The sequence below is a fragment of the Paracoccus stylophorae genome, from assembly GCF_028553765.1.
GTDB lineage: Bacteria > Pseudomonadota > Alphaproteobacteria > Rhodobacterales > Rhodobacteraceae > Paracoccus > Paracoccus stylophorae.
Genome location: NZ_CP067134.1, coordinates 1382623 through 1403410, shown reverse-complemented (window position 1 = coordinate 1403410; position 20788 = coordinate 1382623). Strand labels below are relative to the sequence as shown.

Below are 20788 nucleotides of genomic sequence, written 5' to 3'. Positions count from 1 at the left end.
GTCCAGGTGGACGGGCACGCGGCCCGAGTGCCTGGCACCGGCGAAAATTCGTTGGAGGGCCTCGAAATCAGGGTGATCGTAAAACGGAAAACCCCACGAAACCTTGCGGTTTCATGGGGTTGAGTGGGGCGAAAAAAGTTCGGGAAGGGTCAGTTGTCGTCGACGAAATTTCGTCGGGACCGTCCGGCGACGCCCTGCCTCAGCCCCCCGCCATCGATGCGGAACTTCGCGAGGTAATGGCCGGAATCATCCTCGATCGGATCCTCAGCGATCCCTGTGAAAGCCGAGAGTCGCTCGCTAACGAACTGCTTGTGCTTCTGCGCGCTGCTCTTGCCCACCGGCATTCGGCCGTTATGAAGCGCGAAACTGCGTAGCCACTCCCACGGAAGCCGCGCCTTTCCTGTACGCTTGTCCGCCATGCCGATGTCCGCAGGCGCAACCGCCCGCTGGACGCCTGGCGCGCTCAGATTGAACAGCTCGTCATTCTCGAACGCGATCTGGATCGACGACCAATGTGTGCCAGAGGGCAGCGCCACTGCCGGCGGCGCCGTTTCGTCATCGTCGGAGCCCGGCAGTTTCGCGATCAGGTCTCTGAAGATTACCTTGGGATCGAATCGTGCTGTGAGCGTGGTTCGCTGATCCCAGACAACGACATCGTCAAGAAGGAAAACACGCGCCTCTGCTTCTGCCAGCCGCGATGCCAGGTCGGGATCAACGGCCGACGCATGCGGGATCAGCACCGCTTTCGGGCCCGGCGTGCGAAAGACGGGCGCGAGGTCGACAAAGCGAAGCGGATTTTCCCGCTCCGCGAGGCCGAGAAACAGGGCGAACCCGACGCCTGATCGCACATCGTAGCGCCCGAGCGGCTGCACGAATGCCGGAGCTGATCCAGGCGTCGTATCCTGCAAGTCGAAGGCGCGGATCAGGGCGGCGACGAGCCTGCCATGGTGAAGCGCGAGGATCCGGACTTCGTCCTTCTCGAGTCGGAAGGTATCGCAGCGGCGCGGAACATCGCCGCATTCTGCGCGGTACCGGCCATCAGGCATCCGCACCAGTTGCCGGAGGCACCCGTTTTCGCTCGACCTTGGGCAGACGAGATCTTCGGCAAGGTCGCCGGTCCTGTGCAGCAATGCCCCGGCGATCGCCCAATCGTCGCCAAGGACCTGCACCCAGTCACGCTGAGGAGCCGCGCCGCCAAGGGTTTCAAGCGCTTGCCAGAACCGGCTCGTCCTCATCGATCACGTCCATTTCGCGGTTGATGTCGAAGAACCCGCGCTCGCGGAGCCAGGCCTCGACCCGTTCCGCATCCGAATCGCGGTCATAACGCGCGGAGTCGAGCCGGATGTGAACGCCGCGTTCACGGCTCGAGTCTTCGAACAGGAAGCCGAACTTGGCCGAGGTGATCTTGCCGCGTGACAGTGCTTCCTGCCAATGCGTGCCGAGAGACTGGTAAAGGTGCGACGAGCGCCTGATGTCGATCTGAGGAGGGTCGCCCGGGATCACGCGCACGACTTCCAGAAGCCGGACGCGGGTCACGCCGTCGACATCGCCGCATTTGAGGATGTCGGGGCCGACCGTCCTGATCGGCGCAAGGGTGAACACATCGCCCTCTCCGAAATAGTTGACCCGCCCGAATACCAGTTGGCCGAGTGTCTTGCGGTAGACGTCGCGCTCGCCCTTGGTCTCCGCGTTGATGCCAAGCAGATCCAGCGCAGCGTCGTAGATGAGGACGTCATGCTTCTGCGGGCGGTAGAAGGCGGCGCCGGACTCGCCATCCTCCTCGTGCTTGCCTTCACGGACTGCCGCCTTGCCGTGCCGAATTACCAGCCAGAACTTCTGTTCCCGCCGGAAGACGAAGGCGCGCACGCCGCGACCCTTCAGGCGTTCGTCGAACCAAGGGTTCATGATCTCCGTCATGTGCGCCAGATGCGTTTCCGTAACATCCGGAAGCTCGCGACCGTCGCCATGCCTGCCGGGATAGTACTGGAACGCCGACTTGTTGAAGGCGATCGCCCGGACGGTTCTTGCCTCCAGGACGCCGGGCCGTGCGAGGTGGATCTGCACTGCCACATCGGCAGTCGTCGGCTTGGCGGTGGGCGAGATCGCGATTCCCTCCTCGGCTGCGCGTTCAAGCAGCCATTCGAGGGTTTCATCCGAGGCGGCCTCGTCGATGTAATAGAGGCCGTTCATGAGTTCCGTCGGCATGTCGGGATCGTAGGTCAGCAGGACCTTCGCCAGATCGTTGTGCGGAAACTCGTCTCCGGGGTCGGTCGGAAAGACGAATTCGCGTCCCGCGAAGTATTCGCGCCACGGCTCCAGAAGATCGATCAGGTGAACGTTGGCAATCCGTTTCAGGCCGTCAGGCCGGATGAATACTTTCGGGTTGAATGACGCCATGCGCGACTCGGCTCCAAGGTTAATCGGGGAAGGATCAGGATACCGGTGGACCCGTTCGCGCACAAGTTCATGTTCCCAAAGTGTTCCCCAGCTTGCATCCGACAGTTCGGACGGCGCGCCGGTAGGTGAGGAGAGCATCTGGAGCTCTCCCATGAACAGTATCTACCCGGCGCGCCGCGCCATCCCGCATTCCCGCACGCCAGCGCCCACTAGCGGGGCCGGCGCATGATCGATCCCGACGAACGCGAACAGGCAGCCCTGCGCGCCGCCTTGAAGAACATGGCCGAACTGATGGCCGAGATCGGCTGGACCACTCGGTTCGCCGATCTCAGCGAGGCGCAGGCGCTCGCCCTCGCCACCGCCGCCGTCGACGGCTTCCAGGAAGCGATGATGGCCAGCGCACCCCGGCCCGATCCGGAGGTGCCGTTCTGATGGACGCCGGTTTCGACTTCAACCATCGGGAGAAGCCGCCGAGTTTCGCGGATACTGTCAACACCTGCATCGACACCGCCCTTGTCGCGGAACAGGCTGAACGCCCCCAACGCGACTACCTCGGCGGCAGCCGGCTGGGCGATATCTGCCAGCGCAGGCTGCAATATGAATACCTGAAGACGCCGAAAGACCCGGACGCCGGGTTCTCGGGCCAGTCTCTCCGGATCTTCGCGCTCGGGCATGTGCTTGAGGATCTGGCCATCGCCTGGCTGCGCAAGGCGGGTTTCGACCTGCGCACGCGCAATCGCCATGGCGATCAGTTCGGCTTTTCGGTCGTCGGTGGTCGGGTCCAGGGGCATGCCGACGGCGTGGTGGTCGCCGCGCCGAACGGCATGGCTGTTCCCGCGCTCTGGGAGTGCAAGTCGGCCAATGCGAAGAACTGGCGCGAGATCGCGAAGCATGGTGTCGCGAGAGCCAAGCCGGTCTACACCGCCCAGATCGCGCTCTACCAGGCCTACCTGGGGCTAACCGAGCACCCGGCGCTGTTCACCGCCATCAACAAGGACACCTGCGAGATTTGGCACGAAACCGTGCCGTTCGATGCCGCACTCGCCCAGTCGGCCAGCGACAAGGCGGTGACGATCCTGCGCGCCTGCGATGCCGGCGAACTGCTGCCGCGCCACACCGCCGACCCCGAACACTTCGAATGCCGGTTCTGCGCCTGGCGGGAACGGTGCTGGGCATGAGCGTGTCGTCCGATACCAATGCCCCCGACGACGTCGCGCCCGACGCGGAAATGATCGCGATCTATGCCGACGTCATCTTCGGATACTGCGACGGCTGGGTGCCGGTCCGTGCACTGGCCGAGAAAGGCGCGGGCGACGGCCCGCCGCACGTCCCCTTCATCGAAGCGGACGCCACGCTCGCCGCGAAACTGGCGCTTCAGGCGACGTGGGCGAGCGACGCCGGCATGGCCTTGTTCGTGGCGCCCGGTACGGTTGTGGCTCCCGGCGACGCCCGGGCGGAAAGCATCGTGCAAACGCAGGTCGTGCTGGTCGATCTCGACCATGGCGACATCGGCGCGAAACGCGACCACCTCGTGCAGCATCTCGGATGCCCGACGCTTGAAGTGGCGTCCGGCGGTGTCACCGCCGAGGGCCAGCGCAAGCTGCACCTCTACTGGCGTCTGTCCGAACCCGCCGAAGGCGAGGACATCGGCACGGTCTGTCGGGCGCGGCACATGATCGCCGCCAAGGTCGGCGGCGATCCGTCCTTCCGGTCCGCCCACCAGCCGATCCGTGTGGCCGGATCGATCCATGCCAAACAGGGCCGACGTCGGCTGGTGGAGATCCTGCACCACGATCCCCGCGACTACGATCTGGGCGAACTGCTGGAGGCGATCATCGCCATGCCGCCGCTCGAAGGCGAGGCCGGGCTCGACTTCAACATGGCCGCCCCCGAGCGCGGCAGCGTCACCGAGCTTTTCGGCCGTCAGGTCCGCGAAGGCGGCGTCGACGGCACCACGCGCTTCGACGCGCTGTCGCGGGTGATGGGCTACTGGATCCGCCGCGCCCGCGAAGGCCATGTGCCGCGCGAACAGGCCTGGGAAGAAATCGTCTCCTACAACGCGGCGCGCGTCGCCCCTCCCTGGCCGGAGGACCGGCTGCGGGAAGAAGCCGAACGGCTCTGGAAACGCGACGCCGCCCGCAACGGCGAGATCGATGACGAGGACGAAGGTCCCGATGGCGGCGGCACGGCCGGTGGTGACGACGATGGCCCCGTGCCGGTGCGCTTCACCGAGGATGCGCTCGCCGCCGCCTTCGCCGTCCGGCATGCCGTGACCTGGCGCTATGTCGCGGGCTGGGGACAATGGCTGACCTGGTCGGGCAAGTTGTGGCGGCGTGAGGAGACGCTGCAGGCCTTCGATCTGGCGCGGATGATCTGCCGCGAGGCGGCCGCGCGCGCGGGATCCGCAAGGCTCAAGGCCAAGCTCTCCACCGCCGCGACGGTTTCGGCCGTGGAGCGGCTCGCCCGTTCCGACCGCCGCCACGCGACCACGACCGAGCCGTGGGACCGTGATCCCTGGCTGTTGAACACGCCGGGCGGTGTGGTCGACCTCCAGAGCGGCGCATCCCGGCCACATGATCCCGGCCTCTTCATGACTCGCATTGCCGGGGCATCGGTCGCAACCGCCTGTCCCGTCTGGCTCGGCTTTCTGGAGACCGTCACCGGCGGGGACGGCGAGCTGCAATCCTACCTGCAGCGGATGGCGGGCTATTGCCTGACCGGCGTCACCACCGAGCATGCGCTGTTCTTTCTCTACGGCACCGGCGCCAACGGCAAATCCGTCTTCGCCAACACCCTGACCGCCATCCTCGGCGACTACGCCACCGTCGCGCCGATGGACATGTTCATGGCCACACAGGGTGATCGTCACCCGACCGACATGGCGGGATTGCGGGGGGCGCGCATCGTCACCTCGATCGAGACCGAACAGGGCAGCCGCTGGGCCGAGAGCAAGCTGAAGGCGCTGACCGGGGGCGACAAGATCACCGCCCGCTTCATGCGGCAGGACTTCTTCGAGTTCATCCCGCAGTTCAAGCTGCTGATCGTCGGCAACCACAAGCCCTCCATCCGCAACGTGGACGAGGCGATGAAGCGGCGCCTGCACATGGTGCCGTTCACCGTCACCATCCCGCCCGCGCGGCGCGACAAGCACCTGGCGGACAGGCTGCTCGCCGAACGCGACGGGATCCTCGCATGGGCGCTCGAAGGCTGCATCGAATGGCAGCGGACGGGGCTGCGCCCACCGCCCGCCGTGATGGCCGCGACCGAGGATTACTTCGAGGCAGAGGACGCCATCGGTCGCTGGATCGATGAACGCTGCTCGCTCGGATCGCACCTGAGCGCGGCCACCACCACGATGTTCGCGGACTGGAAGGCCTGGGCCGAGACGAACGGCGAATTCGCCGGCTCGGTCAAGCGGTTCTCGGAGGCGCTGATCGTGCGCGGGTTCGAGCGCCACAACACCCGTGCGGCCAAGGGGTTTCGCGGCATCGCCCCCAATGACAGCAACTCTGACCTTTTCTCGGGAGAATAGGAAAATGCCAATGAATTCAGATGGTGTGACGGATGTGACGGATCATACTTATATGACCGTTACGCGCGCGCATGCGCGCGCCTGTGGAGCGGATAGGGAACCATCCGTCACATCCGTCACACCCGTCACCGCTGCCCCCGGTCTTCAAGGCGTTGATGGAGCGGGTCGCTGCATCCTCGCCCTCGACCTCGGCACCACGACCGGTTGGGCGATCCGGGCCTACGACGGTCTGATCACCAGCGGCACCGTCTCGCTTCGTCCCGGCCGCTTCGACGGCGGCGGAATGCGCTACCTGCGCTTCACCAACTGGCTGACCGAGATCGACCGGCTGTCCGGTCCCATCGCGGCGATCTGGTTCGAGGAGGTCCGTCGCCACGCCGGCACCGATGCGAGCCACATCTACGGCGGGCTGATGGCGACGCTGACCGCATGGGCGGAGTTGCGCGGCGTGCCCTACGAGGGCGTGCCGGTTGGCACCATCAAGCGTCACGCCACCGGCAAGGGCAATGCCGACAAGGCCGCCATGATCGCCGCCGCTCGCGCCCGCGGCTTCAGCCCCGCCGACGACAACGAGGCGGATGCCATCGCCATTCTGCTCTGGGCGATCGAGACGAACGGGGGTCTGGCATGACGCACCCTGCGATCCTCACCCACGCGGCTGCGGTGCTGGAGAGCCGATCCGAGGCTTATGGCCCGGCCGACACCGCCCTGCGTGCCATCGCCGCCCGCTGGTCGCTTACCCTCGGCCAGCCCGTCACCCCTGCGCAGGTCGTGCTCTGCATGATCGACCTGAAGATGGTCCGCCTCGCCCACGACCCCGGCCACCGCGACAGCCTGATCGATGTCATCGGCTATGCCGCCCTGATGCCGGAGGTGCAGCGATGAAGACCATGCGATTCCATCCCCCCGGCTACGGCGGCCAGCGCCGGGATCCCGAGCAGGTCAAGCGTGAGGGCTGGCAGGAACAGGGGCTGCTGGCGGTCTCAGCCGATGACGACCGCCTCACCTGGCCCGAGCGCGAACTGGTCCGCCAGCTGGGCGAGAAGCTCTATGGTCCGCGCCCTTCCGACAGGGAGGCGCGCCATGGTTGATCGCGAATGGACCGCCGACTGCGTCGCCGATCATTTCGAGGAGGCGTTCCGCACCCTGCGCAAGCTGCCGCCGGTGAAGGCGCAGGGCTACTTCAACACCTGGCCCGACCTCGTGCGCACCAGCCGCGAGATCGCGGCGATGGAGCCGCAGCCGATGCGGGTCTGGCCCTCGGCCGCCGCGATCACCCGGCTCGAGCAGACCTTCGACTGGGTGCTCTGGATCGAGGAGGCGGAGCGCAAGCTGGTCTGGTCGCGCGCAGCCCGCGTGCCGTGGAAGCAGATCAGCGGTGAGCTCGGCTGCGACCGCACGACCGCCTGGCGTCGCTGGCAACTGGCCCTGACCAAGATCGCTGCGCGGCTGAATGCGCAGTGACTCCAATGTGTTGCAACACTTTTTCCTTCGACATCTGCAACAGATCCTTGCTATTCCGAAGGCAAGATGGGGAGAGTGCGCTGGAAAGCTCGCTCTCCCCTTTGCGTTGACGGGGGCCACCTGGACCCCGGCATCCAGCGAGGGTCCGGCCGGGGTCCACCCCGAGGGGGTTTCCGGTTCCTTCCTGGCGATATTCGTATGCTGGCGGGCGAAGCGCGGCATATCGCCAGCGTCAGGGCCGATTTTTTGGGAGTCCACCCTGCGTGGAATCCATTTCCTGAACGCCCGATAACGACGCCATAACAAAGACTTGGCGGGTGGACTCCGAGGTGGATACCCTGGACCCCGGAAGCCAGTCAGAGTCCAGCTTCGGGGTCCAGGCGTAAGCCATCAGCGGAATCCACTGCGCAGCCCCGCCTCACTGGGCGCATGCTGGCCAACCTATCGAACAGGATCATCCTCATGACCCTCGCCTTCGCCCCCGAGCGGATCGAGATGTGGCCGCTGGCCAAGCTCCAACCCTACGCGAAGAACGCGAAGGCGCATGGCGCGGACCAGGTCGCCAAGATCGCCGCCAGCATGGCCGAGTTCGGCTGGACCGTGCCCTGCCTCGTCGCCGAGGACGGCGAACTGATCGCAGGGCATGGGCGCGTCCTGGCCGCGACGCAGTTGGGGCTGACCGAAGCGCCGGTGATCGTGCTGGGCCATCTGACCGAGGCGCAGCGCCGGGCGTACCGGATCGCGGACAACAAGCTGACCGAACTCGGCACCTGGGACGAGGCGCTGCTGTCGGCGGAACTGAACGACCTGCTGGCCGAGGATTTCGACCTGTCGCTGGTCGGCTTCTCGGACGGCGAGTTGGACAAGCTGCTGGCCTACGTGCCGGAGGGGGACGGGGAAGAAGATGGCACCGGGGGCTCCGTGCCGCCGGTGACCATCCCCGAACCGCCGCGCAATCCGGCGTCGCGCACCGGCGATCTGTGGATTCTTGGCGATCACCGGCTGCTTTGCGGCGACAGCACCAGCGTTTCCGATGTGCGCCGTCTGATGAATGGCGAGCGGGCGGTGCTGTTCGCGACCGACCCGCCGTATCTCGTCGATTACGACGGCTCGAACCACCCGACCCGGAACAAGGACTGGTCGGCGTCCTACGGCACGACGTGGGACGACAGTTCGCAGGGGGCCGAACTCTACGACGGTTTCATCGCAGCGGCCGTGGCAGAAGCCATTGCCGAAAATGCTGCGTGGTATTGCTGGCACGCGTCACGCCGCCAGGCGATGCTGGAAGCCTGCTGGGAAAAGGCGGGGGCGTTCGTCCACCAGCAGATCATCTGGGTGAAGGACCGCGGGGTTCTGACCCGCTCACACTACCTGTGGAAGCACGAGCCTTGTTTCATGGGCTGGCGCCGCCCGAACCGCCCGCCGAAGGTGGCCGAGGAAACGCTGCCATCGACATGGGCGCTGCCCAGCTTCGCAAAGGACGAGCGGCCCGACCACCCGACGCCGAAACCGCTCGACGCCTTCGGCATCCCGATGCGCCAGCATGTGGCGCGGGGCGGCCTCTGCTACGAGCCGTTCTCCGGCTCCGGCTCGCAGATCATGGCGGGCGAGACCAATGGCCGTCGCGTCTTCGCAATGGAGATCAGCCCGGCCTACGTCGATGTCGCCGTGGAACGCTGGCAGGCCGAGACCGGCCGCGAGGCGATCCTCGACGGCGACGGCAGGACCTTCGCGCAGGTGAAAACCGAGCGGCTAGGCGGCGATGCCGAACCACCAGCCGAGACGCTGGACACGGATGCCGAACCCGAACCCGCGCGAAAGCGCAAGACCGCAGCGTGACATGCATGACCTGGCTCTACCTTCCTCCGGAAGCGCTTCCGGAGCCGGAGACGCATGCCTCTTCGGCCTCTCCCTCTGCTCCGGCGCGGGCGGGCTCGACCTCGGGCTCACCATCGCCATCCCCGGATATCGCGCTGTGGGCCATGTCGAACGGGAAACCTTCGCCGCAGCCACTCTCGTGGCGCGGATGGAAGACGCGTCCCTGGATCAGGCTGTTGTCTGGGACGACGTTGGAACCTTCGATGGCCGCGCGTGGCGCGGCGCGGTGGACATCATTACTGCGGGCTATCCGTGCCAGCCGTTCTCGGTCGCGGGAAAGCGCCGGGGTGCGGACGACCCGCGCCACCTCTGGCCGCATGTCGCCCGCATCATCGCCGAGGTCGAACCGCCCTTCGTCTTCCTCGAGAACGTCGCCCATCATCTCCGGCTCGGCTTCCCCGAAGTCGCCGGAGGTCTGGTCGGCATGGGCTTGTCTTATGACTTCCCTCGGCTTCCTTGCGATAAGGGAGCCGCTGCCCGGCACCCCAAATATGCCGGGCAGCGGCGGGGGACGGATCGAGAATGGGTCGGCCGTTGCGGGCCGTGCGGTAGTGTGATCGCCCCCGTCTTTTCTCATGACCTGAACGGATAGCAGGGCTTCGGGCCTGCATGACAAGCAGAGGTAAGGAAAAGACGGATGCAGGATATCATCGGCATCGACATCTCGAAAGACCGGCTGGACGCGTTCCGGCTCTCGGATCGGCAACACAACTCTTTCGGAAACGACAAGGCCGGGTTCAAGACCTTGCTGAAATGGATCGGCAACACCGAAGGACTGCGGATCGTCTACGAGCCGACCGGCCCCTATCATCGTGGAATGGAGGAAGCGCTCGCAAAGGCGGGACATGCGCTGGTCAAGGTCAATCCTCGCCAGGCGCGGCGCTTCGCGGAGGCCACTGGCACGCAGGCCAAGACAGATCGGGTGGATGCGATGCTGCTGGCGCGGATGGGGCTCGCACTCGACCTGCCGCCGCGGCCGGTTCGTGGCGAACTCATGAACGAACTGAGGGAGTTGCACGTCGCGCGGCTGGCGCTGATCAAGGATCGGACGGCGGCAGGAAACCGTGCTGAAACAGCAGCGATCAGCCTGATCCGCCGCCAGGCGAAGGCGCGGCTGGCCATCATCGAGAAGCAGCTTGCCGAAGTTGACGAAACCATCTCCACCCTGATCGCAGCGGACCCCGCCCTGGCCGAGCGTCTCGACATCCTGACCTCTATTCCCGGCATCGGCGCCGTGACCGCGTGCATGCTGCTGATCGAGATGCCGGAGCTCGGCACCCTCGAGCCGAAACAGGCCGCGAGCCTCGCCGGGCTGGCACCCTTCACGCGCCGTTCGGGCAAGTGGAAGGGAAAGGAAATGATCCGCGGCGGACGCGCCAGCCTGCGCGCCGCGATCTTCATGCCCGCCCTCGTCGCCATCCGCTTCAACACAGACCTCAAGCGAAAATACCAGCAGCTGCTTGAAAGCGGCAAAGCACCAAAGCTCGCGATCACCGCCGTCATGCGCAAGCTCGTCCTCCTCGCCAATGCGCTGCTGCGCGACGGCCGGAAATGGGCCGACAGACCCGCTTGACCAAGACGGATACTACCGCCTTGCGGCGGGCCTCTTCACGGCGGCGGAAGTCGGCGCACCCCACCGGCGCGAACGGCTCTTCATCCTCGCCCACCGCGAGCGCGACCACCTGGCCGACCCCGCGCGCCTGCTCTGGGACGCGGTCGAGCGGCGGCAACCGCACCGAGATGATGCGACTCTGGCCGACGCCGCTGGCGGGCGACAGCAAGGGAACGCGGAACCGGACGAGCAATCGCAGCGAGACGGCGCGCCCACGCAACGACGGCACGACGCTCTGCGATGCGACGCGGCTCTGGATGACGCCGACGGCGCGGGATCACAAGGACGGGGCGACGACACTGGCGAACACGCCGGTGAACGGCCTGCTTGGCCGCCAGATGGGGTGGATGCCGCCCTTCCTCGGCGGCAACGCCATGTGCCACATTCGTGGTGCTTGGTTCCACGAGAGGAAAAGGAGGCATCCATGGAAAAAGGTATCATCGTCGGGGTCGATCTTGCAAAGCACAGCTTTCAATTGCACGGGTCATCGGCGGACGGGACCGTTCTGTTTCGCAAGAAGCTCAGCCGACCACAGTTTCACCGTTTCATGTCGGAGCAGCCGCATTGCACCGTTGTCATGGAGGCCTGCGGCGGGGCACATTTCTGGGCGCGTGAACTTGTGCGACTGGGCCATGAAGCGCGGCTGATCTCGGCGCGCTACGTGAAGCCGTTCATCAAGCGGCAGAAAAACGACGCGGCCGACGCCGAGGCGATTGTCGAGGCGGCAACCCGTCCGACGATGCGGTTCGTCGAGGTCAAGAGTGCAGAACAGCAGGCCCGCGCCGTCGTGTTCCGGACCCGTGAGCAACTTCTGAAGCAACGAACCGAGCTGGTGAACGCGCTGCGTTCGCATCTCTACGAATTTGGGTATGTGGCACCACAGGGGATCCACAATCTTCCGCGCATCGCGGAAATTCTTGATGATGAAAATACGGATATTCCGCTGCTGGCGCGCGAGACCTGCCTTGATCTGCTCTCACAAATCTCCGCTCAAACCGCCCGGATAAATGCGCTGACGAAGCGGATGGGCGAACTGGCCCGCACGGCGGACACGACCCGCAGATTGCAGACAATGCCGGGCATCGGGCCGATCGGCGCTCTGGCTATCGAAACCTTCGCGCCGCCGATGGAAACCTTCGGCTGCGGCCGAAACTTCGCCGCTTGGCTGGGTCTCGTGCCCCGGCAGAACTCGACCGGGGGCAAACAGCGGCTCGGTCGAACGTCGAAGATGGGCCAGCAAGACATTCGGCGATTGCTGATCATCGGCGCGATGGCCGTGGTGCGGTGGACAAGTCAGAAAGGCGCCCGTCCGGGGACATGGCTGGCGCGTATGCTGGCGACGAAGCCGCGAATGCTCGTGGCAGTCGCACTGGCAAACAAGATGGCTCGTGGCATCTGGGCGATGCTGACGCGCAAGGAGGATTATCGAGATCCGGGGCAGTTGATGGCGGCGTGATACCGCGACGACCATCATCTGAAACCGGTACGCCGAGGATGTAGGGAGAGGTGCCAAACTTCATGGGAAAATGATCGAACAGATCAGGGTCAGGAAAACCAGTCCAGGACACAGAGCCACTCGCTCGCCCGCCAGATTTGGACCTGGCCCGCGGATCACCATACCGGCCGGCGGCGCGTGAAAGGCCGCACTATCAGGCCTGACACAAGCACGCACTCGATCAGAAACTCAGAACAAGGCAAATCAACTTGCAAACCGGGCGGCATCCACACAAGGTCCTGGTGACGCCGACGGCTGGCGGGCGTTCCTGCGACACGCCCCGAACCTTGAACCCGCAGTTCGTCGAGGCGCTGATGGGCTGGCCCACCGGGTGGACCGGCTTCGCCTCTGTGGCAATGGAGTGGTCCCGCTGGTCGCTGCGCATGCGCTCCGAACTCTCGCAGCTCAATTGCTGGCCGATGGATGAGGGGGCGCGATGAAACAATGCCGGGCCATGTCGCTGGTCGAGGCCGTCGCCAACGTGGTCGTCGGCTACGGCGTCGCGGTCGTCACGCAGATCCTGATCTTCCCGGTCTTCGGGCTGCACACGACGCTGGCGCAGAACCTGAAGATGGGCGCGGTGTTCACGGTGTTATGCCGAGCTCGGCATAACACAGTTTATGCTGAGCGCAGGATTATGCGGAGTCCGCGGCGCCGATACCCGACGCCACGGTGTTTTTCGGCGGAGTTCACTCCGCATAATTACGGCCGTTACCGGCGTCGGACAGCATTGCCATCAGCTTGTCCGGCACGGTGAAGCGGCCGCGTTGCAGGGTTGGCGGCCCCATGGCGGTCAGCGCTTCGAGCTTTTCTGTTGGATCAGCGCGCAGGTACATCTCGGTGGTCTGGACGCTGGCATGGCCAAGCCAGAGCGAGACCTTGCGCACATCTCCGGTGGCTTGCAGCGTGTGCATGGCGCAACTGTGGCGCAGGACATGCGGTGTCACCCGCTTGGCCGCGATCGAGGGGGCCGCCTTCGCCGCAGCGGCGGCGTGTTTTCGCAGGATGTATTCGAACCCCGATCGCGTCATCATGCGACCGGCGGCATTCAGGAACAACTGCGGGTCGGCCGATTTCGGGCGCACCGCAATCCAGCGCCGGACGGCGCGGGCCGTGTCCTGCCAGAGCGGCAGGATGCGTTCACGTCGCCCCTTTCCGATCACATGCAGGCTGGGCAACGCGGCATCGTCGAACTGGTCCAACCGGAGGCCGGTCAGTTCCGAGACCCGCAAGCCCGCCGCGAAGGCAAGATGCAGCATGGCCTGATCACGCAGCCCCGCGGCCGTTTGCAGATCGGGGGCGGCAAACAGGGCCTGCATCTCGGCCCGCGTCAGGTAACCCACCAGCGGCTGCGCGCTGCGCTTCATCGGGATCGCGTGGATCCGCCGCGCCTGATCGAGGCAAGCGGGCACGCGATACTCGACGTAGCGGAACAGCGAATGGATCGCCGCGAGCCGGGCATTGCGGCTGCGGGCCGTGTTGGACCGCTCCGCCTCGAGATGATCCAGGAAGGCGCAGATCAGGGTCGCATCGAGATCCTCGATGACGATCCTGCTGGGCCTCGTCTTTCGTCGCTCGGCCGCGAAGCTCAGAAGCAGCCGGTAACAATGCGCATAGGATGCGATGGTATGTTGCGAGGCGCCGCGTTCGCGCGGCAGGTGGTCGCGCAGAAAGGCGGACAGATGCGGAGCGAGGGGCGTCATGCCATACCCTCCGCCATCAGGGCCTCGCCCGCATCGGCAATATGCCTCATCAGCGTCGGCGTCGCCTGCAGATACCACCAGGTGTGGCTGGGATCGGCATGGCCAAGGTAAGTGGCCAGCGCCAGCATGTGCCGCGAGATCGCGCGGCGGTCGCCGTCGCAGGCCTCGAGCGAGCGCACCGCGAAGGTGTGGCGCAGGTCGTGGAGCCGTGGCCCTTTCTCGCCGGGCAAGCCGCGGATGCCGGTCTCGCGGCCGATCCGCAGGAAGAGCGCGTAAATCGTGACATAGGACGGCCGTCGGCCGTGGTCGTTCACGAACAGTGCATCGCCCGCGCCCCGGACCTGCGCACGCCGCCGCATGTAGCACTTAAGCGCCGTCCGTGCGGTGGGATGCAAGGGGACGAGGCGGTTCTTGCGGAACTTGGTCTCGCGGATCACCAGCCCCTCGGACGTCATGTCCCTCGTGTCGAGTCCGAGCGCCTCGGAGACACGCAGGCCTGTTGCCGCCAGAAGGCCGATCGCCGTGGCCAGCGTCTCGCCCCGGATCGAACCCGGAGGACCGAGCCGCCGGGCTGCCATCATCAGCGCGGCAATCTCGTCGCCCGTATAGATGTGCGGCATCCGCCGTTCGAAGCGCCAGCGCCCGAGGGCATCGGCGGGCGGGACCTCGTGTGCCGGGTCGGCGACGGCCAGATGTTCGGCAAAGCGCCGGACAACGGCCAGGCGATTGCGCGCCTGTACGTCGGATGTCGTCCGCACCGCCCAGTCGAGCACGCGGGCGGTCGTCACATGCGTATCGCCTGCCAAGGTGGCCGCAGCCACGAAGCTCCTGAGCAGACAGGGCTGGGTCGTGAACTTCAACCCGCGGGCCCGTTGCAGCGCGATGTAGTCGTCGAGGTCGCGGCTCAGCATGGCGCGCCCTCCGGCCAGACCAGGCCGAAGAGCGGTGGTGCCACTGGGCATGCCGGTCCGTCGGTCGGCCAGCCTTGCGCCACGTCCCCCAGCATGGAGACATCCACCTTCGCGTAATGCGCCGTGGTGTCGGTCGACCGGTGCCGCAGCACGGTGGCGATGGCGTCCAGCGTGGCGCCGCCGCGCAGCATCGCGATGGCGGCCGAGTGCCTGAGCAGATGGCTGCCGCGCGAGGGCGCATTCTCGATGCCGGCCCGACCGACCGCCCGGCGCACCACACCGCCGACTACGCCGGAACTGATGGGATCGAAGGGCGGCAAGAGCCGCGAGAATACAGTATCGCCCGAGGCGGCTGGCCGCGCCCCGCTCAGCCAGGCAATCAGGGCGTCGCCTGCATCCTGCGGCAATGGCAACCGGACTTCCCGGCGACCTTTGCCGCAGACAGCTATGTTCCCCGCACGCCAGTCGATATCGGCCAGGCGCAGCTCTGCCACATCGCGCGCCCGAAGCCCCAAGCGGGCCAGCAGCAGAAGGATCGCCCGGTCACGGCGGCCGCCCGGGGTCTCGGGATCGCAGGACGCGATCAGCCGCTCGACCGCGTCCGGCTCCAGATAGCGCGGCAGGCTCGCCAGTCGCCAAGTCTTTGCCGTGGGAACCGCACGGTCAAGGCCGGGCGCGGCGACCCCGCGCTGCGCAAGGTGGCGCAGATACAGGCGCAGCGCGCTTGCCACCATCTTCGGATAATGCACGGACCGCGCCGTCCGGGCGTGTTCGATCAAACCGTCGCGGATAATCCGGGGCGTGTAACGCGATGGGTCGCTGCCGATCAGCGGCAGGATCTGCGCCAGCATCCGACTGTGCCGCGCGATGGTGACCGTTGCCAACCCGCGCTGCCGGGCCTGCGCATCGAGCCAGTCCGCAACGTTGTGGTCCACCGCCGGTGCCTCGGCCACAGGCTGCGGCGGCAGAGTACCCCGCGCCGCGAGGTAGCGCACGAAGCCATCGACCCGGTTGATGTAGTACTGCCCGAGCGAGCGCGGCGACGAATGGCACTGGCAATCATGCGCAGCGAACCGCGCCACGATATCCTGCCCGGCATGATCCAGCGCGATGCCGCTCTGGACGCTCCAGGCCAGGAAATGCAGGGCGGAGCCCCGATGGATCCGAACCGAAACGTGCGAAAGCCCGGTTGCGGCAAGATACCGGGCATAATCGTCAACCAGGGCTTGGTGCGGTCCTGCATCCAGAAGGCGTCGCCGTGTGACCGGCGCGTTGAGTTCGTTCATGTTGTCCTCCGTGAAAGGCGCCACTGCGGCGCCACACGAAGGACAATCCGATTATGCCGACCGATGCAGGCAGGAAAACAAATGCGGGTCAGATACTTGCGACACCAACGCCCGGACGACTCCGCATAATCCTGCGCTCAGCATAAACCGTGGTGAGCATCGCGCGGTCCTACGTCCTGCGGCGACTGTTCGAACGGCTGCGGCGGGCCTGATGCGGCTGCTGGCGGATCGGCTATCCCGCTGGTAGCATTGGTGCATGTCCGAAGGCTGGCAACATATCGAGATCAACGATCACGGAACCATCGTCGTCCTGCGTCCGATTTCGGACGAGGGACGGGACTGGTTTGCGGAGCATGTCGGCGAACCTGAACCGGGCGGCATCTACACATGCGAGCCCCGCATGGCGCAGGATATCCTGCAGGCCGCCGCCCGTGATTTGCTGTCGTGGCAATGAAAAACCGCCGCCCGGTTGGGGCGGCGGCGTAGCAATCGTCTCACGGAGTCAGGCTGCCGGAAGCCTGTAGACCCGTCCGCGCCCCTCGACTTTCTCGGATGTCACCTCGAGCCCGAGCTTCTTCTTAAGGGCCCCGGCCATCGCGCCCCGCACGGTGTGTGACTGCCAGCCTGTCGCGGCGCTGGTCTCCTCGATGGTCGCGCCGTCCGGCGCGCGCAGCATGGCGATCAGGGTGGCCTGCTTGGTGCCCTCGCGCGGCGTGCGCGTCTTGGGCGCGGCCTCCGGTTCGTTGGGGGTGTCCGGTGCGGGCTCCTTGGTCGGCGCGTCCGTCGCGCCCACAGGCGCGGTCTTGGTGTCCTCGGGCTCGATGCCGATGGCGGCGAGCCCTGCATCGGTGGCGACCAGCGTGACGCCATGGCCGTCGCCGGTCTCGCGCCAGACGAGCTCGCCCTTGCGCATGTCGGCGTCGACCTCATGCAGGAAACCCTTGGCAAGCATCGCGCCGACCACCTTGGCGGCGGCCCCGCCGCGCAGGCTCTCGGGCAGCGGCAGGGCGATGTGCTCGGTCCGCTGGGCGGCGGCGCTCAGGATCAGGGCTTGGGTGTCGGAAAGCTGGGTCATCGTCGTCTCCCGTATCGGGGCGCGCGGGATGCGGGCCCTTCTACGAGGTCGAGCCCGCCAGTCGGCGGGCGGGACCGGGAGCGGGTCGTCTCACGCGGCGTGTTCGCCTTCGCTGAAGGCCATGTCGGTGATCTCGCGCAACTTGGCGCGGTAGTGGTTCAGGGTGCCGACATGGCCCCAGTTGATCTCGTCGGGGTGGGTCTCGAAATGGTCTGCGCTCAGCGCGGCGAGCCGCTCCAGCATCGCGTCGATCTCGGTCTTCGCGGCGATGAAGGCGTCGAGGGCTTTCGGGTTGTCAGTCGCGCGGCGGGTCATCTTGGTGGCTCCTTGGTGAGTTGCATCGCTTCGTTGGAGTGACGTTCGCTCCGTCGCGGAGGCTTATCAACTCGATAAGCACATGAATCTGAATGAGAATCGGAGCCGTCGATGCAGGGCATGAGCGAGCGCCAGTACGCCGCGCATGTCGGGCTGTCGCGGGGCGCGATCCAGAAGGCGAAGACGGCCGAGCGGCTGGTCCTCTATCCCGATGGCAGCATCAACGCGGCCGCCAGCGACGCCCGACGTGCCGAGACGACGGACCCGTCCAAGACCCGCAGGGCGCCCGCGCCGAAGCTCAAACCCGTTCCCGAGGCGGCGGTGGCCGCTGTCGGCGACACGCTGCGCGAACAGGGGCTGGCAGTCCCCGCCGTCGGCGGCGGGACGACCTTCCTGCAGGCGAAGACCGCGAACGAGGTGCTGAAGGCGCAGGAGCGGCGCATCCGGCTCCAGAAGCTGAAGGGGGAGTTGATCGAGCGGGCCCGCGCGCTGGCGCTGGTGTTCCGGCTCGCACGGGAGGAACGGGACGCGTGGGTGGCCGTGACAGTTATCGCGCCTTCGGACGCGTAACCGGCGAATATTATTTTGACGCCGACGCCGACTTCCATCCGCATCGTCGCAGCGTTGAATGGATCTGGCGGGACGACAACGGAGCGGAGCGCGCACCTTTCTACGCCCGGAACTTCCGCCGTCAGTCGGCCTATCGCCTCGATCCGAACAGGATCGATTGGGATGCGTTGGAATCGGTGGTGATCGATCCTAATGCCGAGCGGCCGGTGGCCAGTGCGCGGCGGCATGTCCTCATCATCGACGAGATCAACCGGGCCAATATCTCCAAAGTCTTTGGCGAGCTGATCACCCTGCTCGAAATCGACAAGCGGCTCGGGTGCGAAAACGAAGTCAGAGTTCGGCTGCCCTATTCTGGGACGAGTTTTGGCGTGCCGGCGACCCGCTTCCTGCCTGGATCGACGACGCGACCGAAACTGACCTTGCGCCCATCGTGCGGTTCGCCCGCACCTTACACAGGGACTTTGATGCGGTCAGGAATGCGATCGAAATGCATTGGAGCAATGGTCAAGCCGAAAGCCAGATCAACCGACTGAAGACCTTGAAGCGTGCGATGTACGGTCGGGCCGGCCCGAACTTGCTCAGGGCTCGAATGCTTCCGCTCCACCACACATATTGAGGATGACCCGATTAAAGGGCAACGCGACAGACGCCCACTTCGCCGTCTCGTCCCAAGCCCAAGCCTCCAACGCGAATGTGCGCGGAGAATAACCAGATCAGATCACCAGCGGCAGGAGGGGGACGGCGTCACGCTTACGTTGGATGGTGGGCCTTCGGTTTCGCAAGCGACGCCTTTGCACACCCATTTTCGGCATGACCTTGTTGGCAGTTTTCATGTCGCGCTGCGTCGTTTCAACTTGTTGATGGTGTGGTTCGCAAAACCACCATAGAGATCTGAGCCCGGTCATGGCGTGTTGTTCCCAACACGCTACGACCCAGAATACATCAGTGGCAAGCTGCTGATCTGGGCCGAGAAACAGGGCATCACCATCCAGCACATCCAACCCGGCCAGCCGCAACAGAACGCCTATATCGAGCGCTGCAACCACACCATCCGGCATGAATGGCTCGACCAATACATCATCGAAACCATCGAGGAGGCACAGGATCACGCGACGGAATGGCTCTGGACATACAACAACGACCACCCGAACATGGGCATCGGCGGCATCACACCCGCAATGAAACTGAAAACGGCCGCGTAAGTTCTACGAATGCACCCCATAGAATATGGGGGGATTGCCAGCTCACTCAGACCCCAGTCTTGAATCGCATTCGAGCGCGCTGCTCTCGTCGCTGCAGCTCCCGACCGCGACGTATCGATTCCTCGACATAGCCCATGTGGTCGCGCGCAGCCTCCTCGGCACGTACAGGATCAGCGGACAGAACCGACTCAATGATCTCTATGTGTTGATCGAGAAGCTTGCGTCCGCTGTCATCGATACTGCGGAGAAGGTCATGATTGTAGAAGATTCCGCGACGTGTCAGGTCATAGACCGACGCCATCATGTGGATCAGCGTTGTGTTGTGGCTGGCATCGACCACAGCATGGTGAAGCCGGAAATCAGCTTCGCTTTCCGCCTCTGCGTCCTGACCAAGCCAGGCCGCTTCGAGTTCTTCCCTGATCGCAGACAGACGCTCCTTGTCCGCAGCTGTCGCGCGCTGCGCGGCAAGGCGGGTCGCGAAGGCTTCCTGCTCGCGCCGGTATTCGAGATAGTCGTGAAAGGCTTCGCCATGGCGCGAATAAAGCGCCAACATGGCCGGCGACATGGCCCTGCCGGTCAGTTCGGCAATATAAGTTCCGTCACCGTGGCGGACATGAACGAGGCCGCGAGCCTCGAGCGTCTGCAGCGCTTCACGCAGCTTTGGCCGCGACACCCCGAAGGCGTCGGCCATTTCGCGCTCCGACGGCAAACGAGCACCGTCCTTCAGAACCCCATCGACGATCATCGTTTCAACCTTGCCGACAACCGTATCGACGACTGATTCGTGATCAATCGGCTCAAAAATTTCCGCAGCAATCATGGGCGGCGAGCTCCTTAGGGGTGCCGATAGACAGACATCAATATTATTTACCTCACCGGAGTCTGATTTCAAGGACAGCATCTTCTCCAGTCGTGTATTTTTTTGACTGAAAATCAGTATTTTCTTGATATCCATGGGGTATCCGGTGAACCTCACACTGCCGAGCACGCTGCGTCAACCGACGATCACTTTTCACGGCGCCTGATCTAAAGGTAAATAAACTTGTTGACTAGGATAAGTGGTAAAGTTTATATACCTGTTATGACGTAGGCGGGACGCTGAGCGCTCCGAACCAACTCTGGGAGGGGGCGTCCATGCTGCAGCACGAGGCGGTCGGGCCGGACCGCAGGCCTGCTTGGCCGGTCAGTCGCTCGGGTCGTCTCCGCCATGCCTGTCCACGGTGCCGCGCCGCTGACTTTTCGGGCGAGGGGCCATCAAATCGGCTATGTCGAGCCGCGTTGCTTTGTTCTGCCGATGGCACTTCCACAGCAAACTGAGCGCCTTTCAAACGACCTTAGGAAAAGGATC

22 protein-coding genes and 3 pseudogenes are annotated in these 20788 nt (G+C 65.2%); 17 read left to right on the top strand and 8 right to left on the bottom strand.

Going from position 1 to position 20788, the window contains the following annotated elements:
* Nucleotides 1–149 precede the first annotated feature (149 nt).
* The gene (locus JHW45_RS06885; protein WP_272860149.1) at nt 150–1235 is read right to left on the bottom strand and encodes a hypothetical protein; all 1086 of its coding nucleotides are present in this window, start codon (nt 1233–1235) and stop codon (nt 150–152) included.
* The gene (locus JHW45_RS06880; protein ID WP_272860148.1) at nt 1204–2550 is read right to left on the bottom strand and encodes a hypothetical protein; all 1347 of its coding nucleotides are present in this window, start codon (nt 2548–2550) and stop codon (nt 1204–1206) included. Before JHW45_RS06880 ends, JHW45_RS06885 begins: the two co-directional genes overlap by 32 nt.
* A 72-nt stretch (nt 2551–2622) precedes the next feature.
* On the opposite strand from JHW45_RS06880, the gene JHW45_RS06875 reads away from it, so the two are divergent.
* The 12 genes from JHW45_RS06875 (at nt 2623) to JHW45_RS17945 (ending at nt 13135) form a co-directional block, all read left to right on the top strand.
* The gene (locus JHW45_RS06875; RefSeq protein WP_272860147.1) at nt 2623–2829 is read left to right on the top strand and encodes a DUF6511 domain-containing protein; all 207 of its coding nucleotides are present in this window, start codon (nt 2623–2625) and stop codon (nt 2827–2829) included.
* On the top strand, nt 2829–3575 hold the full coding sequence (locus JHW45_RS06870; protein WP_272860146.1) for a hypothetical protein: 747 nt from the start codon (nt 2829–2831) through the stop codon (nt 3573–3575). The genes JHW45_RS06875 and JHW45_RS06870 overlap by 1 nt, the downstream gene beginning before the upstream one ends.
* Nucleotides 3572–5929: a phage/plasmid primase, P4 family gene (locus JHW45_RS06865; protein ID WP_272860145.1), complete on the top strand. Its 2358-nt coding sequence runs from the start codon at nt 3572–3574 to the stop codon at nt 5927–5929. Before JHW45_RS06870 ends, JHW45_RS06865 begins: the two co-directional genes overlap by 4 nt.
* Nucleotides 5930–5981: 52 nt before the next feature.
* Nucleotides 5982–6560: a hypothetical protein gene (locus tag JHW45_RS06860; protein WP_272860144.1), complete on the top strand. Its 579-nt coding sequence runs from the start codon at nt 5982–5984 to the stop codon at nt 6558–6560.
* Nucleotides 6557–6814, top strand: coding sequence for a DUF6378 domain-containing protein (locus JHW45_RS06855; RefSeq protein ID WP_272860143.1), 258 nt, complete (start codon nt 6557–6559; stop codon nt 6812–6814). Before JHW45_RS06860 ends, JHW45_RS06855 begins: the two co-directional genes overlap by 4 nt.
* Nucleotides 6811–7020, top strand: coding sequence for a hypothetical protein (locus tag JHW45_RS06850; protein WP_473087555.1), 210 nt, complete (start codon nt 6811–6813; stop codon nt 7018–7020). Before JHW45_RS06855 ends, JHW45_RS06850 begins: the two co-directional genes overlap by 4 nt.
* Entirely contained in the window at nt 7013–7393 is a 381-nt protein-coding gene (locus tag JHW45_RS06845; protein ID WP_272860142.1) for a DUF6362 family protein, read from the top strand. Before JHW45_RS06850 ends, JHW45_RS06845 begins: the two co-directional genes overlap by 8 nt.
* A 462-nt stretch (nt 7394–7855) precedes the next feature.
* Nucleotides 7856–9232, top strand: a complete 1377-nt coding sequence (locus JHW45_RS06840; RefSeq protein WP_272860141.1) for a site-specific DNA-methyltransferase — start codon at nt 7856–7858, stop codon at nt 9230–9232.
* Between the two features lies 1 nt (nt 9233).
* On the top strand, nt 9234–9863 hold the full coding sequence (locus JHW45_RS06835; RefSeq protein ID WP_272860140.1) for a DNA cytosine methyltransferase: 630 nt from the start codon (nt 9234–9236) through the stop codon (nt 9861–9863).
* Between the two features lie 45 nt (nt 9864–9908).
* Nucleotides 9909–10844, top strand: a complete 936-nt coding sequence (locus tag JHW45_RS06830) for an IS110 family RNA-guided transposase (RefSeq protein WP_074555568.1) — start codon at nt 9909–9911, stop codon at nt 10842–10844.
* 463 nt (nt 10845–11307) lie between these two features.
* On the top strand, nt 11308–12339 hold the full coding sequence (locus JHW45_RS06825; protein WP_272857729.1) for an IS110 family RNA-guided transposase: 1032 nt from the start codon (nt 11308–11310) through the stop codon (nt 12337–12339).
* 475 nt (nt 12340–12814) lie between these two features.
* Nucleotides 12815–13135: a DUF7220 family protein gene (locus JHW45_RS17945; RefSeq protein WP_419181837.1), complete on the top strand. Its 321-nt coding sequence runs from the start codon at nt 12815–12817 to the stop codon at nt 13133–13135.
* On the opposite strand, the gene JHW45_RS06820 is transcribed toward JHW45_RS17945, so the two are convergent.
* From JHW45_RS06820 to JHW45_RS06810, 3 genes are read right to left on the bottom strand one after another with little or no spacing between them, the layout of a single operon-like run.
* Entirely contained in the window at nt 13068–14081 is a 1014-nt protein-coding gene (locus JHW45_RS06820; RefSeq protein WP_272857733.1) for a tyrosine-type recombinase/integrase, read from the bottom strand. The genes JHW45_RS17945 and JHW45_RS06820 overlap by 68 nt on opposite strands.
* Nucleotides 14078–14992, bottom strand: a complete 915-nt coding sequence (locus tag JHW45_RS06815) for a tyrosine-type recombinase/integrase (protein WP_272857732.1) — start codon at nt 14990–14992, stop codon at nt 14078–14080. Before JHW45_RS06815 ends, JHW45_RS06820 begins: the two co-directional genes overlap by 4 nt.
* On the bottom strand, nt 14986–16278 hold the full coding sequence (locus tag JHW45_RS06810; protein WP_272857731.1) for a tyrosine-type recombinase/integrase: 1293 nt from the start codon (nt 16276–16278) through the stop codon (nt 14986–14988). The genes JHW45_RS06815 and JHW45_RS06810 overlap by 7 nt, the downstream gene beginning before the upstream one ends.
* A 149-nt stretch (nt 16279–16427) precedes the next feature.
* Here JHW45_RS06810 and JHW45_RS17940 point away from each other — a divergent pair, with 149 nt between their 5' ends.
* A complete protein-coding gene (locus JHW45_RS17940; RefSeq protein ID WP_419181858.1) occupies nt 16428–16490 on the top strand; it encodes a hypothetical protein in 63 nt (20 codons plus the stop codon).
* Nucleotides 16491–16534: 44 nt separating this feature from the next.
* Nucleotides 16535–16732 (top strand): hypothetical protein, encoded by a 198-nt coding sequence (locus JHW45_RS06805; RefSeq protein ID WP_165054615.1) that lies wholly within the window; start codon nt 16535–16537, stop codon nt 16730–16732.
* Between the two features lie 48 nt (nt 16733–16780).
* Here JHW45_RS06805 and JHW45_RS06800 read toward each other — a convergent pair whose 3' ends face one another.
* Both JHW45_RS06800 and JHW45_RS06795 read right to left on the bottom strand, forming a co-directional pair.
* Nucleotides 16781–17353: a DUF3489 domain-containing protein gene (locus JHW45_RS06800; protein ID WP_272860139.1), complete on the bottom strand. Its 573-nt coding sequence runs from the start codon at nt 17351–17353 to the stop codon at nt 16781–16783.
* Nucleotides 17354–17443: 90 nt separating this feature from the next.
* Nucleotides 17444–17668, bottom strand: a complete 225-nt coding sequence (locus JHW45_RS06795; RefSeq protein WP_272860138.1) for a hypothetical protein — start codon at nt 17666–17668, stop codon at nt 17444–17446.
* A 111-nt stretch (nt 17669–17779) separates the two neighbouring features.
* Here JHW45_RS06795 and JHW45_RS06790 point away from each other — a divergent pair.
* The 3 pseudogenes from JHW45_RS06790 to JHW45_RS06780 all read left to right on the top strand — a co-directional run.
* Nucleotides 17780–18205: pseudogene (locus JHW45_RS06790) on the top strand (hypothetical protein); the annotation flags it as partial.
* Nucleotides 18206–18617: 412 nt separating this feature from the next.
* Nucleotides 18618–18854: pseudogene (locus JHW45_RS06785) on the top strand (transposase); the annotation flags it as partial.
* 316 nt (nt 18855–19170) lie between these two features.
* Nucleotides 19171–19440, top strand: a pseudogene (locus JHW45_RS06780) (integrase core domain-containing protein); the annotation flags it as partial.
* A gap of 46 nt (nt 19441–19486) precedes the next feature.
* Here the strand turns inward: JHW45_RS06780 and JHW45_RS06775 are convergent.
* Nucleotides 19487–20395 (bottom strand): FadR/GntR family transcriptional regulator, encoded by a 909-nt coding sequence (locus JHW45_RS06775; RefSeq protein WP_272860137.1) that lies wholly within the window; start codon nt 20393–20395, stop codon nt 19487–19489.
* Between the last annotated feature and the right edge of the window lie 393 nt (nt 20396–20788).

Excerpts from the sequence above, each read along its gene's own strand:
- JHW45_RS06820 (WP_272857733.1), bottom strand. The coding sequence starts at position 14,081 with ATGACGCCCCTCGCTCCGCATCTGTCCGCCTTTCTGCGCGACCACCTG.
- JHW45_RS06885 (WP_272860149.1), bottom strand. The coding sequence starts at position 1,235 with ATGAGGACGAGCCGGTTCTGGCAAGCGCTTGAAACCCTTGGCGGCGCG.
- JHW45_RS06845 (WP_272860142.1), top strand. The coding sequence starts at position 7,013 with ATGGTTGATCGCGAATGGACCGCCGACTGCGTCGCCGATCATTTCGAG.
- JHW45_RS06795 (WP_272860138.1), bottom strand. The coding sequence starts at position 17,668 with ATGACCCGCCGCGCGACTGACAACCCGAAAGCCCTCGACGCCTTCATC.
- JHW45_RS06800 (WP_272860139.1), bottom strand. The coding sequence starts at position 17,353 with ATGACCCAGCTTTCCGACACCCAAGCCCTGATCCTGAGCGCCGCCGCC.
- JHW45_RS06850 (WP_473087555.1), top strand. The coding sequence starts at position 6,811 with ATGAAGACCATGCGATTCCATCCCCCCGGCTACGGCGGCCAGCGCCGG.
- JHW45_RS06835 (WP_272860140.1), top strand. The coding sequence starts at position 9,234 with ATGCATGACCTGGCTCTACCTTCCTCCGGAAGCGCTTCCGGAGCCGGA.
- JHW45_RS06825 (WP_272857729.1), top strand. The coding sequence starts at position 11,308 with ATGGAAAAAGGTATCATCGTCGGGGTCGATCTTGCAAAGCACAGCTTT.
- JHW45_RS06810 (WP_272857731.1), bottom strand. The coding sequence starts at position 16,278 with ATGAACGAACTCAACGCGCCGGTCACACGGCGACGCCTTCTGGATGCA.
- JHW45_RS17945 (WP_419181837.1), top strand. The coding sequence starts at position 12,815 with ATGAAACAATGCCGGGCCATGTCGCTGGTCGAGGCCGTCGCCAACGTG.
- JHW45_RS06880 (WP_272860148.1), bottom strand. The coding sequence starts at position 2,550 with ATGGGAGAGCTCCAGATGCTCTCCTCACCTACCGGCGCGCCGTCCGAA.
- JHW45_RS06875 (WP_272860147.1), top strand. The coding sequence starts at position 2,623 with ATGATCGATCCCGACGAACGCGAACAGGCAGCCCTGCGCGCCGCCTTG.
- JHW45_RS06830 (WP_074555568.1), top strand. The coding sequence starts at position 9,909 with ATGCAGGATATCATCGGCATCGACATCTCGAAAGACCGGCTGGACGCG.
- JHW45_RS06815 (WP_272857732.1), bottom strand. The coding sequence starts at position 14,992 with ATGCTGAGCCGCGACCTCGACGACTACATCGCGCTGCAACGGGCCCGC.
- JHW45_RS06860 (WP_272860144.1), top strand. The coding sequence starts at position 5,982 with ATGACCGTTACGCGCGCGCATGCGCGCGCCTGTGGAGCGGATAGGGAA.
- JHW45_RS06775 (WP_272860137.1), bottom strand. The coding sequence starts at position 20,395 with ATGGATATCAAGAAAATACTGATTTTCAGTCAAAAAAATACACGACTG.
- JHW45_RS06865 (WP_272860145.1), top strand. The coding sequence starts at position 3,572 with ATGAGCGTGTCGTCCGATACCAATGCCCCCGACGACGTCGCGCCCGAC.
- JHW45_RS06840 (WP_272860141.1), top strand. The coding sequence starts at position 7,856 with ATGACCCTCGCCTTCGCCCCCGAGCGGATCGAGATGTGGCCGCTGGCC.
- JHW45_RS06805 (WP_165054615.1), top strand. The coding sequence starts at position 16,535 with ATGTCCGAAGGCTGGCAACATATCGAGATCAACGATCACGGAACCATC.
- JHW45_RS06855 (WP_272860143.1), top strand. The coding sequence starts at position 6,557 with ATGACGCACCCTGCGATCCTCACCCACGCGGCTGCGGTGCTGGAGAGC.
- JHW45_RS06870 (WP_272860146.1), top strand. The coding sequence starts at position 2,829 with ATGGACGCCGGTTTCGACTTCAACCATCGGGAGAAGCCGCCGAGTTTC.